The 15,926-nt window shown below is 53.2% G+C and carries 12 protein-coding genes and 1 pseudogene; 2 read left to right on the top strand and 11 right to left on the bottom strand.

The genetic code is table 11. The annotated features are described in order from the left end of the window. Positions 1-54: 54 nt before the first annotated feature. Positions 55-2,047 (top strand): annotated as a pseudogene (gene tkt, locus P4S53_RS06105) (transketolase). A gap of 77 nt (positions 2,048-2,124) precedes the next feature. Here the strand turns inward: tkt and P4S53_RS06100 are convergent. Continuing rightward, positions 2,125-2,310 (bottom strand): hypothetical protein, encoded by a 186-nt coding sequence (locus tag P4S53_RS06100; RefSeq protein ID WP_337111881.1) that lies wholly within the window; start codon positions 2,308-2,310, stop codon positions 2,125-2,127. 96 nt (positions 2,311-2,406) lie between these two features. Here P4S53_RS06100 and P4S53_RS06095 point away from each other — a divergent pair, with 96 nt between their 5' ends. Continuing rightward, positions 2,407-3,345 (top strand): LysR substrate-binding domain-containing protein, encoded by a 939-nt coding sequence (locus P4S53_RS06095; protein ID WP_337111880.1) that lies wholly within the window; start codon positions 2,407-2,409, stop codon positions 3,343-3,345. A gap of 64 nt (positions 3,346-3,409) precedes the next feature. Here the strand turns inward: P4S53_RS06095 and P4S53_RS06090 are convergent, their stop codons facing one another. From P4S53_RS06090 to P4S53_RS06045, 10 genes are all read right to left on the bottom strand, one after another. Further along, positions 3,410-3,985: a flavoprotein gene (locus P4S53_RS06090; RefSeq protein ID WP_337111879.1), complete on the bottom strand. Its 576-nt coding sequence runs from the start codon at positions 3,983-3,985 to the stop codon at positions 3,410-3,412. Between the two features lie 78 nt (positions 3,986-4,063). Next, positions 4,064-4,888: a metallophosphoesterase family protein gene (locus P4S53_RS06085; RefSeq protein ID WP_337111878.1), complete on the bottom strand. Its 825-nt coding sequence runs from the start codon at positions 4,886-4,888 to the stop codon at positions 4,064-4,066. 10 nt (positions 4,889-4,898) lie between these two features. Beyond that, a complete protein-coding gene (locus tag P4S53_RS06080) occupies positions 4,899-5,441 on the bottom strand; it encodes a group II truncated hemoglobin (protein WP_337111877.1) in 543 nt (180 codons plus the stop codon). 2 nt (positions 5,442-5,443) lie between these two features. Beyond that, on the bottom strand, positions 5,444-6,325 hold the full coding sequence (locus P4S53_RS06075) for a GNAT family N-acetyltransferase (protein WP_337111876.1): 882 nt from the start codon (positions 6,323-6,325) through the stop codon (positions 5,444-5,446). 10 nt (positions 6,326-6,335) lie between these two features. Beyond that, positions 6,336-7,472, bottom strand: coding sequence for an acyl-CoA dehydrogenase family protein (locus P4S53_RS06070; RefSeq protein ID WP_337111875.1), 1,137 nt, complete (start codon positions 7,470-7,472; stop codon positions 6,336-6,338). Then, the gene (locus tag P4S53_RS06065; protein ID WP_337111874.1) at positions 7,469-8,245 is read right to left on the bottom strand and encodes a thioesterase II family protein; all 777 of its coding nucleotides are present in this window, start codon (positions 8,243-8,245) and stop codon (positions 7,469-7,471) included. Before P4S53_RS06065 ends, P4S53_RS06070 begins: the two co-directional genes overlap by 4 nt. Continuing rightward, a complete protein-coding gene (locus tag P4S53_RS06060) occupies positions 8,232-9,878 on the bottom strand; it encodes a GMC family oxidoreductase (protein WP_337111873.1) in 1,647 nt (548 codons plus the stop codon). Before P4S53_RS06060 ends, P4S53_RS06065 begins: the two co-directional genes overlap by 14 nt. Beyond that, entirely contained in the window at positions 9,875-13,186 is a 3,312-nt protein-coding gene (locus P4S53_RS06055; protein ID WP_337111872.1) for a non-ribosomal peptide synthetase, read from the bottom strand. The genes P4S53_RS06060 and P4S53_RS06055 overlap by 4 nt, the downstream gene beginning before the upstream one ends. Before the next feature lie 339 nt (positions 13,187-13,525). Continuing rightward, complete coding sequence (locus tag P4S53_RS06050; protein ID WP_337111871.1) at positions 13,526-14,971, bottom strand: MFS transporter; 1,446 nt, start codon at positions 14,969-14,971, stop codon at positions 13,526-13,528. A 216-nt stretch (positions 14,972-15,187) separates the two neighbouring features. Next, complete coding sequence (locus P4S53_RS06045; protein WP_337111870.1) at positions 15,188-15,850, bottom strand: ArsR/SmtB family transcription factor; 663 nt, start codon at positions 15,848-15,850, stop codon at positions 15,188-15,190. Between the last annotated feature and the right edge of the window lie 76 nt (positions 15,851-15,926).

Genomic DNA, 15,926 nt, shown 5'->3' with positions numbered 1-15,926 from the left:
ACGCTGCTCTCACTCGTTTTATGACCAACCTGTATTGAGTAAGAAGAATTAATTATGGATCGTAAAGTATTAGCGAATGCTATCCGTGCCCTGAGCATGGACGGTGTACAACAGGCCAACTCCGGCCACCCGGGCGCCCCGATGGGGATGGCAGACATCGCAGAAGTGTTGTGGCGTGACCACCTGAACCACAACCCGCAAAACCCGAACTGGGCTGACCGCGACCGCTTCGTGCTGTCTAACGGCCACGGCTCGATGCTGATTTACTCCCTGCTGCATCTGATCTGGCTACGAGCTGGCGATTGACGATCTGAAAAACTTCCGTCAGCTGCACTCCAAAACCCCGGGCCACCCGGAGTACGGCTACGCGCCGGGCATCGAAACCACCACAGGCCCGCTGGGCCAGGGCATCACCAATGCAGTGGGTATGGCGATTGCTGAAAAATCGCTGGCTGCACAGTTTAACCGTGACGGCCACGACATCGTGGACCACTACACCTATACGTTCCTGGGCGACGGCTGCCTGATGGAAGGGATTTCGCACGAAGCCTGCTCTCTGGCCGGTACCCTGGGTCTGGGCAAACTGATCGCCTTCTGGGATGACAACGGCATCTCGATTGACGGTCACGTGGAAGGCTGGTTCTCTGACGACACGCCAAAGCGTTTTGAAGCCTACGGCTGGCATGTCATTCCTGCGGTTGACGGCCACGATGCGGCCGCCATCAACGCGGCGATTGAAGCGGCGAAAGCCGATCCTCGTCCAACCCTGATTTGTACCAAAACCATCATTGGTTTCGGTTCACCGAACAAAGCCGGTTCGCACGACTGTCACGGTGCCCCGCTGGGTCACGACGAAATCGCCGCCGCCCGTGAATTCCTGGGCTGGCAGCACGGTCCGTTTGAAATTCCTGCCGACGTTTACGCGCAGTGGGATGCCAAAGAAGCGGGCGCAGCCAAAGAAGTCGCCTGGAATGAAAAACTGGCCGCGTATGAAGCTGCACATCCGGAACTGGCCGCAGAGTTCAAACGCCGTGTGAACGGTGAACTGCCGGCCCAGTGGGAAGCCGCCACCAGCCAGATCATCGCTGATCTGCAGGCCAACCCGGCGAACATCGCTTCCCGTAAAGCCTCTCAGAACGCACTGGAAGCTTTCGGCAAGATCCTGCCTGAATTCATGGGCGGCTCTGCAGACCTGGCACCTTCGAACCTGACCATGTGGTCTGGTTCGAAATCACTGACCGCGGATGACGCATCCGGTAACTACATCCACTACGGTGTACGTGAATTCGGCATGACGGCCATCATCAACGGTATCGCCCTGCACGGCGGTTTCGTCCCTTACGGCGCCACCTTCCTGATGTTCATGGAATATGCCCGGAACGCCATGCGTATGGCTGCGCTGATGAAAGTGCAGAACATCCAGGTTTACACCCATGACTCGATCGGTCTGGGTGAAGATGGTCCAACGCACCAGCCAGTTGAGCAAATGGCGTCTCTGCGTCTGACCCCGAACATGAGCACCTGGCGTCCGTGTGACCAGGTTGAATCTGCAGTGGCCTGGAAACTGGCCATCGAGCGTAAAGATGCGCCAACCGCGCTGATCTTCTCGCGTCAGAACCTGGCTCAGCAAGAACGTAACGAACAGCAGGTTGCAGATATCGCCAAGGGTGGCTACATCCTGAAAGACTGCGCCGGCAAGCCAGAGCTGATCCTGATTGCCACCGGCTCAGAAGTAGAGCTGGCGGTGAATGCAGCGGCCGAGCTGAGCGCCGAAGGCAAGCAGGTGCGTGTGGTGTCTATGCCATCGACCGATGCCTTCGACAAGCAAGACGCGGCATACCGTGAGTCTGTGCTGCCATCTGATGTAACTGCACGTATCGCCATCGAAGCCGGTATCGCCGATTTCTGGTACAAGTACGTAGGTTTTGACGGCCGCATCATCGGCATGACCAGCTTCGGTGAATCTGCACCGGCCGGCGAGCTGTTCAAGCTGTTCGGCTTCACCACTGAAAATGTGGTCAGCACCGCGAAAGAGCTGCTGGCGTAAGTCAGACCTTCTGAAAATACGAAACCCGACGTCATCGTCGGGTTTTTTATACCGGTGCAATACGCAAGAACAATCATTTATCTCTGATTGTGGTGCTCACGATCAAAGCCAATGTCATCCTGAAGATAGTCAGGCAGATCGTTCAGGCACCGTTCGCTGCGTTTCCGTAGGCGCCATTGTCTGTATTCAGAAAAGACGAACTTAACTGTTCTGATCACTTCATTCACCGTCGGTAATTTAGGGCTGGCCGTTGTCATACGCATTTCATCAACCTATCATCTGAAATTCATGGGCTAATCATTGACCACTGCGGTCAAACGCTCAAACGATAGATCCTGACAGTCAGTTAAGGAAAACTAATGTCATTACCCAATGAACCCCGACACCGCATGCCACCGCTGCAGGGTTTGTATTATTTTTATCAGGCGGCACATTACGGCAGTTTTAAAACCGCAGCCGGGCACCTGCATGTCACTGCAGCTGCCATCAGCCAGCAGATCCGGTTATTGGAAGACTGGCTGGGTACGCCCTTGTTTTATCGTCAGCACCGGCAAGTGGTGCTGACCCCGGAAGGACAGACGCTGTTTGAGCACAGTCAGAAAGGTTTCAAACACATTCAGAATGGCGTTTGGCTGATTCACAATGATCCGGAACCCCAGCGTTTATCCCTGTCAACCCTGCCCTCTTTTTCTGTCCATTGGCTGGTGCCCCGCATGACAGCATTTCGCTCTGAGCACCCTGACATCTCTGTGTTGATCGAATCGAAAAATGAACTGGCAGATTTTGAACAGTCTTCGTTAGATCTCTGTATCCGTTACGGTGCAGGTTGCTATCCGAATGTCACCAGCCAGTGGTTGATGGATGACGTGCTCTACCCCGTCTGCCATCCGATTTATCAGAAAGATCACCGGATTTTTACCCTTGAGGACTTACAGGGCGCTCATCTGATTGGTGACCTTTTGCCGGATATGGACTGGGAACGCTGGATGTCGATTGTTGGCGTTCAGGGCGGTTCCACCTCATTGGTTTATGATGGTGCCAGTTATGTGCTTGAAGGGGCATTGGCAGTGCAAGGCGTCGCGCTGGCGCGGCACAGCCTGGCTCACCGATTTGTCGAAGATGGCACGCTGGTACGGATTGGTAACATTGCAGTCCGGCCCGATTACAGTTATTTCCTGTGTGCGCCGGAAGGTTATTTTAAACGTGAAAAGGTCAGGTTATTCAGCGATTGGATTCGCCGGCAGGCAGAAGCATTTCAGCACACCCGGCCGGTCGATCTGATCATCAAAGAAGCATGAAGGCAGCAAACCAGTGGTAACACTGAGCGTGTTCGCTGCCTTTGTCCGCACAGTTTGCTCCCTGTTATTTTTTCAGCGCGGCCTGGAGCAGGTCAATGACCACTTCAGGTGCCGGTAACGAAGGATGGCCAACCATACGATTGAGCGACGCATCAAAATTCTCGTGCCAGACTGGCTCAACGACGTCATAACCATCTTCACGCAGTTGCTGAACATTACGCTGCACCGCTGGCTTTTTCCACATCACAGCGCCCATCACAGGCAAAAAGCACACGGGAAAATCCGCAGCCAGGATCACAGTCGTGAGCCGATTGGTCGCACCGCCCTGTGCTGCAGTCGCGAGCGTATTTGCTGTCGCCGGCATCACAAACAACACATCGTGATCGGCGACAATCCGGGACGGCTTATCCGTCGGCCAGTCCCTGGGCTGCTCACCCGCAATCACCCGATCACAATACAGTGCCATACTGGATGCCGGGATGAACGTCTCTGCTGTCGGCGTCATCAGGACGGTCAGCTCACAGTCGATCCCCCCTTTTATTGCCTGTAAGTATTTTGGCAGCAGCATGATATCCACAGAACCTGATGCACCGATCAGTATCTTTGGTTTAACGGTTTGTTGCTGTAGAACCTTTTCCATATTGAATTTCCTTATTAAGTCACCAAATTTTCCCTGGCACAGATCCATGAACCAGCCGATACAGCCGGAGCCGGAGCGCTACATCAAAAGCGTGTCGAGCACCGTCAGCATGCGGTGCGCATCGCGGCCTTGCCTGTCTTTCGGGTAACCCAAAGACACTTCAACGTGCGGTATTCCGTCTAACACACTGTGCCCATGCCGATGAAGGTGTCCGTACACAACCAGACAAACCGGAAAACGGCTTAACCAGGTCTCAACCTGCCGTGTACCACACCAGATTGAAAACTCCTGCGGTTGCACTGATTCAGTCAGGGTCTGCAGCATAGGAAAATGGTTAATCAATATCATCGGAAGCTGTGCTGAGACGGCATTCAGCCGGGCTTCTGTGTACTGAACCCGTTCATTACACCAGCTTCGGATATCCGGATAGGGATACGTTTTAAGAAAAAACTCGTCTGAGCACACCGCACCGGCCCGTCTTGCTCTCTCTAGAGCCTGTTGCGACGTGAAATCACAAGGATGACGAAACGAGTAGTCATACAGGGTGAAAATCGGGGCAATCAAAAATGATTGCCCGTTTTCAGCGGTATAAACGGGATAGTCATCCTCCGGTGTCAGAACGCCATATTGGTGGCAAATCTCGATCAGCTGGCGATATCGCATCTCACCCGGCAGTGCCATGGGCTCTTTGGGCGTGCACCAGAGCTCATGATTCCCGGGCACCCAGATGACCCGGTAAAACTGTGCAGCCACGGTTCGGATGACCCACTCGAAATCGCTCAGATCATCGGCCACATCACCGCCAAGAATCAGCCAATCCCCGCGGTCATTCGCACACATTGCCTCAACTGCACGTCGGTTTTCCGGATGAGAAACATGCAAATCGCTGACAGCCACCAACATAGTCTGTCCCCTAAAGTGTCCCCGGAGGCGCTTCTCCCCATCCCCATCTGGGCACGGTATCCCGTTTGGAAGGCTTGGCGCCCGGTTGTGAATTGGCCATGGCCCTGCGTGACCCCCACTCTATGTAGGCCGTAAACGCTGAGCGAAATTCCGGGTCACTAGGTAACTCAATTTCATCGGCACTTTGCATCATCAAAGACACCCAGCGATCTCGCTGCTCCGCCTGAATTGAACGTCCCCTGTGCTTACGGATCATATTTTTGAATCCGCCTCTGTCACTGGTGTACAGAGGTTCACCACCAAAAACTTCTTCAAACCACATCGCCACATGGACATGGTGATCTGGCGGCATATGCTGAAATAGAGGCTGAAGTAAGTCATCTTTTTCGACTTTGGCGTAAAACACTTGCAGCAAATGGCGGATCGCGTCGCGTCCTCCCATCCACTCCAGCAATGTGGGTGTTGATGAACTCATCGCTTGACCTTTTTCAGCTTTCTCAACGTTCTCAGCCATGGTTTCTGTCATCGTTTCTGTCATCGTGTTTTCACTCATGATTAGCCAAGCTCCAAGGACGCAATGCACCAAACCTTGTGCTCTTGCTCTTTCGGTGGTTCGCCGCGATACATGCGAAGGGTATGGAAGATGGATTCAAATCCATGGGTTTCGACCAGATTGATCAAAGTGCGATCTGCCTTTTCAGGGACATCCAAGGTGACTTTTTTCCCCTGTGGCACAACGGATAATGCCGCGACGAACAGAGATTCCACCAGATCGGGAGAGTTGGCGAACAACGGACCAAGCCGGTAACCGTCTTGCGACTGACGAACGCCGATAATACCCGTCACTTCCTGACCGGTTCGGCAAATGAAGCCGTAACGTTTTTCCCCGATGAACCAGTGTTTCAGTAAGGCACTGCGGTCGGTACCCGTACAGCTTTGATCGTATGCGATAAGATCGTCGATATCTGCAGCCTGTACCAATGCAATATTATCGGGGCAGTGGTAATCCTGCTGGACCTGGCCCACCATGCGCAGATTATTCCGGCCCCCTGCAAACCCCCATTTAGCATAGTTATCAACCTGGGCTGGCATGCCATCCAGTCCCATACAACGGTCCCCACCGTGGTAAAACGCAGTTTGACATACCTTCAGACCATAGCCTTGCCCACGGTAGGCCGGGGAAACCAAATAGTGCCCGAGGAAACTAAAGCTGGACGAGTAATTGACGACTGACATCGCAGCGACAGGCTCTTTACCCAAATAACCGATAAAGAAGCCCTGATCATCAACCTCAAAAAAGGCATTCGCATCACCAATGCCCATGTCCCAGCCTTCATCTTTTGCCCAGGCAATCACCGCTTGCCACTCCGCCAGATTCGCGGATTCAACACGCCAGACGCGGTTGGATGTTTCCGTTTTGTTTTTGACGATATCCATCATTTCCTCTCTAAAGCCCCATGGATTTACTGACGACTTCCAGCATGATTTCACTGGTGCCGCCATAAATTTTCTGAACCCGGCTGTTGACCCACAATTTGCCGATCGACGAGTCGCTCATATAAGCACTGCCGCCATGCAGTTGCAGACACTCATCCGCCACCTTGTTCTGCACTTCTGTTGCCCACCATTTCAGCCGGGCCGCATCTTCCAGGCTGAGTGAGCCGGTATTAAAGCGCTCAATGGCATCATTGAGATAACTGCGGGTCACTTTGATTTGGGTATCTAACTGCGCCAGCAAAAAGCGGTTGTACTGAAACGCACCGATCGGCTGACCAAACGCCTTGCGCTGTTTCACGTAAGCCAGGGTCTGTGCCATCATGATTTCAGCGCTCACCACCGCCACGGTACTGATACTTAAGCGTTCGCGTGTCATCCCTGTCATAAAGTAATAGCTGCCAAGATTTTCCCGCCCAAGCAGGTTACTTTTGGGCACAACACAGTGATCAAACGTTAAATTCGCCGTATCGCTGGCATGCCATCCCAGTTTTTTCAGAGCTTCACCCTGAGAAAAGCCGGCCATGCCTTTTTCTACCACCATCAGGCTGATTCCCTGTCCCCGTGGCCCGGCGTCAGTCTTCACCGCGACGATAAACAGATCCGCATTCACGCCATTGGTGATAAACGCTTTACGGCCATTAAGCACATAGTGATCGCCCTCTGCTGTCGCTTGCGTGCTCATCCCGGCCGAATCTGATCCTCCCCCAGGTTCTGTAATGGCAATGGCAGCTATCCGCCGGCCACTACACAAGTCCGGTAACCAGCGCTGTTTCTGCTCTTCAGAAGCAAACTGGTTGAGATAACTGGCAATGACATCGTTATGGGAAATCACGATTGGCGCTGTCATCCCCACGGCCAGCATTTCTTCCGTGAGCGCCAGCGCATAGCGGTAATCCGATTTATCTTGTCCGCCCAGCTCCTGACTGACCCCCATCCCCAGCAAGCCATGCGCGCCCATGGTCTGCCAGAAATCGCGGTCAACCAGGCCTTGCGCCTCCCATTTTTCAAGATGGGGTTTCGCGTAATGGTCGAAACACTCCCGGCAAGACAGCCGGAATTCCTTTAGCTCATCTGTGGTTGTACTCACTGAAACACACTCCAACTGTCCATACTGTTTTCTGCCGCAAGCCTGCACGAGGCTTCGCTATCCATTGCCTGCTGGATCACAGGCCAGTGCCGGTAAACCGCAAAATGATCGCCATTCACCCGAATCATGCTTGTCCGATCCGAGGTGTGCCGCTGCCATTGCTGAAGCTGCGCCTCAGTGACATGCGGATCGTCCGATGCAGCCACCAGCAGCAGGGGCTGCGAAACACGCAGATCCTTGAGTGAAGGAAACTGGCTGCGCACCAGAAAATCACTGCGCAACTGAGCCACATAGCGCCTGGCAAGCGCCGGTTCATTCAGCACCGTGTTCGGTGTTCCCTGATCCTCACGCATTTTTTGCAGCAGGGATTCATCCGACCATAAGTGCAAATCATCGATATCCTGCTCGCAGGGCGGCACCGATCCCGACACCATGCTGTACACCGGCTTGAGTCCATACTTTTTATGCATCACGTCTGTGACTGCCACACTGAGCACACCGCCGAAGCTGTGACCAAATGTCGCCCAGCACTGAATCCCCTGCTGCTGCTTTTGCTGAAAATCGCGATAGAGGGTATCTGCCAGTTTTTCAGCCAGCGTCTGCAGGCAGGTCACCTCGGATTCACGCCCCAGCGCGCCCCGTCCGGGCATTTCAACCGGATATAAAAGTGCCGTCCCCTTCTCCTGATGAAGCTGGCAGAAAGGGCGATAGACATTGGCACTGGCACCGGCATGGGGGAAGGCATACACAACCAGATTTTTATTCGCTGACATTCAGACCTCCGGTTCTCAATGCGTGCGCGATACGCTCTGCCACCATGATGGTGGTTAAATTGGTGGGCATGGAGGGAATCACAGGAAACAGTGAAGCATCGGCAACGGTCAGACCGGTGACCCCGTACACCCTGCCGTTCTGATCTGCCGCGCAATCCGGGTTGTGTTCTGGTCCCATCCGGACCGTTCCGGATGCGTGCCAGCCCGGGTTGAGCATGTTTTTGACCGCGCTGAACATCACCCGATCGCTGTTAATCATGGCCTCAGACCAGAACTGAATCCCATCCAGAAAGCAGGCAACGTCCGGGTCATGCAATGCCCGCCACATTTGCCGTACAGCCCCGACCATGCGGTGAACGTCCTGCTCGTTTTCACGTAAGGGAAGCTGTATGGCTGGCAGCACTTCGGCCTCGCGGCTGGTGATGAAAACCTGACCCCGCGCCGCAGGCTGCATCAGCATGGCAGAAGCGCCAACGATCATGGGATATTCAAGCCTGTGCCTGAATTTAGGGACGGTATGGCTCTCAACATTGTTGAGCAGGCCAATCTGGACATCGGTTTCCTCGTCTGCACCACTGCAGATGCGGGCCGCAATCTGGCGCCACGGCAGACCGCGACGACAGACACCGGCTTTGGGAAGCGCCCAGATCACCAGTGAGGCATGATCCTGCAGATGGCGGCCAACGGCTGGCCGGTCAACCCGCACAGGAATATTCAGGGCATCCAGATGTGCCGGATCACCAATCCCGGAGCGCTGTAACAAAGCAGGAGTGCCAATGGCGCCTGCCGCCAACACCACTTCACTGGCTTCAAAGCGATGGCAGCGTCCCTGATAAATGGCTTCAATGCCCGATACCGCCGTCCCGCTGAACCTGATGGTAGAAACAAGAACATCTGTCAGTACCGTTAAGTTCGGCCTGTCCTGAACCGGCGCCAGATAAGCCTGATAGGCATCCAAACGCCGGGCGTGCTGTTTGACATTGGAAGGTACCAGGCCGACACCGGGTGCTTCACCGGCATTCAGATCCTCGGTATATGGAATCCCTTGCTTCTGGCAGGCGGCAGAAAAAGCCCTATCTAACGGATGCAGGCTGTCAGCGTCAGGACGACGCAGTACCATAGGTCCCTGATCGCCGTGTAAGTCATCGCCCGGAAAATCCGTATCGGTTTCCAGACGGCGATACCAGGGCAGGACGTGTTGCCACGACCACTGCGGACATCCCATCTCGGCCCAACGCGCAAAGTCACGGGGAAAAGTCCGCAGTGCAACGGCGCCATTCACGGCGGATGATCCGCCCAGCACTTTCCCCACTCGGTAGTCGAAAGGAGGTGGAAATGTCTCCTTCTGTTGATCAGCAGACAGATGGCGAACCAGGTCACCGGCCGGGCTAAGGCTGCCTTTTAATTGCGCTTGATACGACCAGTTGTAACCTTCCAGCACCAAACGCGATGCATCAGCAAGCGGACTGTCAGCAAGGTGGGCATCTGACTCGGGTCCGGCTTCGAGCAACAACACCCGTGTGTGACTGTCCTCCGTCAGGCGGGCTGCAAGCACGCAGCCCGCAGACCCGCCACCGACAATGATGAAATCAAACTGGCTCTGAGCCAGTGGTTCTTCGGCTAGCGCACTCATCCCAGGCTGACTCCATCCAGTTGTTTCATCGATTCAATGATCTGGGCAAACTGACGGATGCTGGTGTTCATGAAAAGACCTTCGATCAGATCCTGTTCCTGAACCGCCGTGACCTTGAATTCTTCACGCAGTGTGCTCAGCAGTGCCACAGCAATCAGCGAGTCGCCGCCAACATCAAAGAACCCGGCATTCACATCCAGATCATCGTGTTGTAACAGCTCCCGCCAGAGGTTGAGTAACCGGCTTTCCGTGGCAGAAACCGGTTTGGTCTCTGTTGTCTGGGTATGCTCTTCCGGCCAGGGTGCCGGCAGTGCTTTCCGATCGATCTTGCCGTTTGCGGTGAGTGGCATGTAAGGCAAAATAACGAAGTAAGTGGGCACCATATAGGGCGGCAAGGTGCTTTGTACCTGCTCCCGGCAGCGCTGTTTCAGGGTTTCATGGTCACAATCAACGTTATCATGCAGCACCAGATAAGCCACCAGCTGTCGCTGTCCCGATTTAGGGTGAACCGGCGCATCAATCACAACATGGTTGACGGCTTGCAGACTCAGCAAAGCAAATTCCACTTCCCCCAGTTCAACCCGGTAGCCATTGATTTTGACCTGGTTATCTTCCCGGCCCAGAATCTCTATCAAGCCATTTTGGATATACCGACCCAAGTCCCCGGTTTTATACAAACGTTCACCGGTTTTCGGGTGAGTGAAAAATCGCTGCGCCGTTTTCTCCGGATCGGCCCAGTAGCCTTGAGCAACCCCGTCGCCTGCGATATACAGCTCACCGATCCCCCATTTAGGACAGTCTTCCAGCCACTCGTTGAGTACATGAAAGCGCTGGTTCGCCAGGGGCTTGCCATAGGGAATGCTGACCCAGTCTTTCTCCACATCCGCAATGGGATAGCAGATCGACCAGATGGAGCCTTCCGTTGCACCGCCCAGACTGATGACCTGCGCAGCCGGCAGTGCGTTGCGGATCGCATCCGGCAAATCCACCGGAATCCAGTCGCCGCTCATTAAAATCAGTCGCAATTTGCTGCTGGCGAGCAGATCACTGGCCCGATCCACCATGACTTTGACCGGTGCCGGAACGCTATTCCAGATTGTAATGTCGTGATGAATCAGCGTTTCACACCAGATTTTGGGATCGTTTTGAGCGTCTGCGGCCAAAAACACCAAACGACCGCCTGCACCCAAGACCCCGAAATAGTCATAAACCGATAAATCAAACCCTGCCGGCGCAATAGAAAGGACGGCATCGTCGGCGGTCACCCGAAAGCGACGATTGATGTCCTCAAGGGTATTGACGGCATTGCTGTGACTGATCATGACGCCTTTTGGCTCACCGGTTGATCCGGATGTGAAAATCACATAGGCCAGATCATCAGCGCACTGAATGGGTGACACCGTCTCTAAAGGCAATTCATCCGGCAGGATATCCAGATCTACTCTTAAAAAAGGCTGATATTCTTCAGGGTTGGTGTAAATCTCTGTGGTGGTCACGACCGCTTTGGCCTGACAGCGGTGCAGCAATTGCAACCGCCTTTGCTGCGGTAGCGCGGGATCTATTGAGACATAGGCGCCGCCAGACTGCAAAATCCCCAAAATACCAACGATCAAATCCGGTCCTTGCGGCAAAGACACCGCGATGATATCTCCGGCTTCAATATGCGCAGACTCCCGCAATTTCGCCGCAAGATGCGTAGATTTTGCGACCAGTTCACCATAAGTGAGGCGTCTGTCTCCCTGCTCTATGGCAACCGCATCCGGACGATTTTTCGCCGCATCCAGCAAGCTGTCATGCAGCAATCTGGGGCGGATATCGACAAAAGTATCATTCGCCGCATGCCGCTCTGCTCTGTCTGACTCAGGTATGCTCACCACAGCGCCGGTTTTCTGCCAGATGGTTTGTTCCGAGAGCGCTTCATCTGAAATCGCCTGGTTCAGCAGGTCCAGATAAGCGTCCATCATGTCTTGTGCCAGATTGGCCGGGAATAAGCCATCCACATAATTAAAATGAATCCCCAGACCTTGCTCTTCGAGGGTGATCTGGTTTTCCAGCCAGATCTGCGGGGTTTGATTGCTGGCATACACCTGCCTGCTGCCTGGTCCCCGCCAGTCGGGCACCCACTCCGCTAACTCAGGCGTCAATGTATTACTGAACACCACAGGCATAGCGATCGCGCGATTTTCCTGTTTGCGGCTGGTCAGCTCGCGCAGCACCTGAATACCATTAAAAGTCGCATGTAACTTTCCCTGATAAAGGGAGGTTTGCACGTCTAGCATCCGCTCTGAAAAAGTACTTTCCGCGCCACAAGATACGGGTAGCAGTTGGGGTTGGAGAAAATTTCCTACCGTTTGGTCAATCGCCTCTTCGTAAGGCCTGCGCCCCATTTGGGTCAGTGTCAGGGTGAAATCCTGGCGTTTTGACCACTGACGGATAACCTCGGTATAACACCCCAGCATTAAGGCTTCCGCTGTCAGGCCATGCTTATCAGCCGCTTGTTTTAATGACGCTAAGGTCTGCATAGGTAACAATCTGGAAAGGCGTTGAATATTGGGGTGTTCAATTTGTTGCGGGGAAATCTTGAGTGGCAGTTCAGGAGCTGGGGGAAGATGATTTATGCGTTCAAGCCAGAATTGCTGGTCGTTCTGGCCCTGCGCCTCCCCCTGAAGTATGCGCTCTGCGGCGACATAATTCAGGAAATCCGGTAACTTCACCGGTGTGGTATCTCCCTGCAGCTGATATTCACGCCAGATGTCTTTCAGCACTAACCTTACACTGATCACATCAAGAAACATGAGATCAAAATGGCAGTGCAGCCGCCATGTGTTCTCCTTTAACCGGGTGATTCGCATTTCAAATGACGGCGCCTCGTCTAGCGACAGCTGTTGCTTTTCCATGCTCTGGCGCAATGTGGTGAGATACGTGTCTTGATCTGGAGCTTCCCAGGCACGAATATCTTTTGATTTCATGCAATACAAGCTGCAAGCCGGCACAATTTTTTGCTTACCGCCCGCAACAGCCACAGCCCTGAGCATGGCATGCCGGCCAATAATCTGATTCACCGCATATTTGAAACGCTCCTCATCCAGAGCGTCGACATCCAGCTCCAGGTAGTAACTGCTGGATAATCCTCCGAGTTCCAGACCTGTGTTTCGCCCAATCAGATACGCATACTGAATGTCTGTTAATGGCTGTTCGTGTGATTCAGAAACAGTCGTCATTGGCTCAGCCAGTGGCTGATGCAAAGGTAACTGCCCACGATACAGGGCATCAAGAGATGCATCGCCCTGGCCTGTTTGGTGTAACACCTCTCCTCCGTGCTCGAACGTCAGGCGGCCGTTTATTTTAACTATCTGTTTTTTAAAGATTAGTTTGCCAACTTGATCACAGTTCATAATGGGTCATGTGTCCTTAGTTTGTCTTTCAATCATTTGCATTTAATAAAATTGTTATTATCTAAAACGCAAAAACCTACCTACCCGTTACTATGCAACAAGTAGATAGGTTACAAACTAGAAGGCGACACATTATTAGGTCAAGTGATCAATTGATTGTTTTGTATGCACCTGCGACATATATGATCAAAGGCAATATTTACAGCAACTCAAGATGTCGCTCTATAAGCACTTTGTTGCTCAACATCACAGTTAGCCCGATTGCTCACTCGCTGTTTGCACTGTCGATTGATATCGACGCCTGGTGATCAACCAGGCCAGCAAGGCTGCCGCCACATAAACACCTGCGGCTGTGGCAAACGCCAGGCTATACCCACCGACCACATCAGAGGCGATGCCTGTAATGGCCATCAAAGAAGCCAGCCCGAATGTGGGACCTAATTCCATGGAGGTATTCATCACGCCCCCTGCCAAACCGGCCTGATGCTGAGGGACATTCATGGTAGACAGCACAGCGGATCCCGAAAACATCAGGGACGTACCCAAGGTCAGAATAACAATGCCCGGCAAGAGTCCTGAGACATAGGTGACTTCCTGATGAATACCCGCCAGCAGACTTAGCCCGACAGCGCCAACCACCAAACCACCGATTGTCACTTTCAATGGCCCCAACCACCCGACAATGCGACTTGCCGCCTGATTCATGATCAGTAAGGTTAAGGTGTAGGGCACAAAGGCACCTGCCGTTTCAAGCGGCGTCCAGCCTTGTTGAATCTGGAGGAACAAGGACAACAGAAAAGTGACCAGCCCCATACTGGCGGCAGCCAGAAGAATACCCACCAGTCCCACGACACGGTTCGGCTCACCGATAAACCCTTTTGGCAGCAACGGATCACTGACACGCCGTTCAACAGCCATAAACAGGAGGACAAGGCAGAGGCCCACCAGTACAGGAACAAAAACAGCAGGGGTTGACCAACCCAGTTCACCACTGGCGATCAGACCATAGCTTCCAATAGAAATACCCAATGTGGCCAGCAAGGCACCGAGAGGATCAAGCCCAATCTTAGGTCCAGCCGCCTGGGCGTGCTCATCTTTCGGTAAGACCCATTTCACGGCCATTAATCCGATCACGGCGATAATCACAGGAACAACAAACATCCAACGCCAGGAAACCCAGGTCGTGACCACACCGGAAGCCAGAAAGCCCACGCCACCACCCAGCACGGAGACGCCTCCCCAGGTTGCCATGGCTCTCATGAAAGCGCCCGGGTCCGGAAACAGTGTGCGCAACACAGCCACAGCGGCAGGTGCTGTCAAAGCAGCGCCCACTCCCTGCAAAAAGCGCATCGCAACCATCATGTGAAAGTGAGTGGAAAAAGCCGCAACCGCCGAAGCGAGACCAAACACACACAGACCCAGTGTGAATAACTTCAATCCGCCAAATCTGTCGGTCAACCGGCCACCGAACAACAGCAATCCGCTGAAAGGCAGCCCATATGCCGTGCTGACCAGAAGCAGATCTGAAGCCTGCAGCCCGAACTCTCTTCCAATATCCGGCAGAGGGATACCAATCATCACAATGGTAAAAATCAGTGTCGCCTGCACCACAGCCAGCAGGGGGAAAGCAAGTTTAGATGCAGGCGACAGCTGAGTACCCAGTGTCACCTGTTCATCCTGTTGTTCCTCGAGAGTCATCCCGGAATCCTTATGTAAATAGCCAACTAACATTGTTTGAATTTAATAATATCATTCAATTGAATTATTGAATGATGGTTAGCATAGGATACGAATCACCTATGTGTCAACGTTAGACAGATATTCAGAGTGTCTAATCCGAGAGCCAGAAAGAAAGGTTTCACACTGATACGTATTTGTGTGAAACGCTTGCAAAAACGCTGATCTAGATTTTACTCAGAGCGCGTCGATTTTATGCCCGGCTGCTTTCCATTCTGGCACGCCATCATTTAATCGGCGGGCAGATAAGCCTTTTTCTTTCAGCGCATTCACCGCTGTGATCGATAGCGAACAATATGGGCCACGGCAATAAGCGACAATCTCCTGCTCTTTTGGCAGCTCTGACAGCCGTACTTCCAGCTCGCCGAGGGGAATATTGATCGCGCCGGGCAAGTGCCCTTGCTCGAATTCTTCTTCAGGACGCACATCCAGTAAAGTCACACTGTTTTCCTGCATTCGGACCAGTAACTCTTCCCGAGAAATGGCTTCCACATCCTGCTGATGATGCAAAGTGCCTTTCACCAGCTTTCTGATCTCAGAATGATTGAACTCGGCAAACTGACGCAATGCCATCAAGAGTTCAACAACAGGCGCGTCTGCAAGACGATAGAACACATGCTTGCCTTCACGGCGGGTCTGAACATAGCCATTTCGCTTGAGCTGCTGCAAGTGCTGGGAGGTGTTTGCCACGGTCAGATCCGCAAGTTCAGCCAACTTTTCAACGGGCTTCTCCCCTTGAGCGATATGTTCCAGCAGTATCAGCCGGTGGGCGTTTCCTAATGGCCGGGCGAGGTCAGCCAACTCAGAATAAATATGATACTGATTGTTTATTGTTGACATAGAAGATTAACTGCCCCATCATTCAATCGATTTATTGAATTATATAGCATTATCAGTGAATTGATACCGCAGTTGC

The organism is Photobacterium sp. Hal280 (assembly GCF_037162255.1).
Classification (GTDB): domain Bacteria; phylum Pseudomonadota; class Gammaproteobacteria; order Enterobacterales; family Vibrionaceae; genus Photobacterium.
The sequence above is the reverse complement of the archived record's forward strand: the minus strand, read 5'-3'. Positions and strand labels throughout refer to the sequence as shown.

Excerpts from the sequence above, each read along its gene's own strand:
- P4S53_RS06100 (WP_337111881.1), bottom strand. The coding sequence starts at position 2,310 with ATGCGTATGACAACGGCCAGCCCTAAATTACCGACGGTGAATGAAGTG.
- P4S53_RS06095 (WP_337111880.1), top strand. The coding sequence starts at position 2,407 with ATGTCATTACCCAATGAACCCCGACACCGCATGCCACCGCTGCAGGGT.
- P4S53_RS06090 (WP_337111879.1), bottom strand. The coding sequence starts at position 3,985 with ATGGAAAAGGTTCTACAGCAACAAACCGTTAAACCAAAGATACTGATC.
- P4S53_RS06085 (WP_337111878.1), bottom strand. The coding sequence starts at position 4,888 with ATGTTGGTGGCTGTCAGCGATTTGCATGTTTCTCATCCGGAAAACCGA.
- P4S53_RS06080 (WP_337111877.1), bottom strand. The coding sequence starts at position 5,441 with ATGAGTGAAAACACGATGACAGAAACGATGACAGAAACCATGGCTGAG.
- P4S53_RS06075 (WP_337111876.1), bottom strand. The coding sequence starts at position 6,325 with ATGGATATCGTCAAAAACAAAACGGAAACATCCAACCGCGTCTGGCGT.
- P4S53_RS06065 (WP_337111874.1), bottom strand. The coding sequence starts at position 8,245 with ATGTCAGCGAATAAAAATCTGGTTGTGTATGCCTTCCCCCATGCCGGT.
- P4S53_RS06060 (WP_337111873.1), bottom strand. The coding sequence starts at position 9,878 with ATGAGTGCGCTAGCCGAAGAACCACTGGCTCAGAGCCAGTTTGATTTC.
- P4S53_RS06050 (WP_337111871.1), bottom strand. The coding sequence starts at position 14,971 with ATGACTCTCGAGGAACAACAGGATGAACAGGTGACACTGGGTACTCAG.
- P4S53_RS06045 (WP_337111870.1), bottom strand. The coding sequence starts at position 15,850 with ATGTCAACAATAAACAATCAGTATCATATTTATTCTGAGTTGGCTGAC.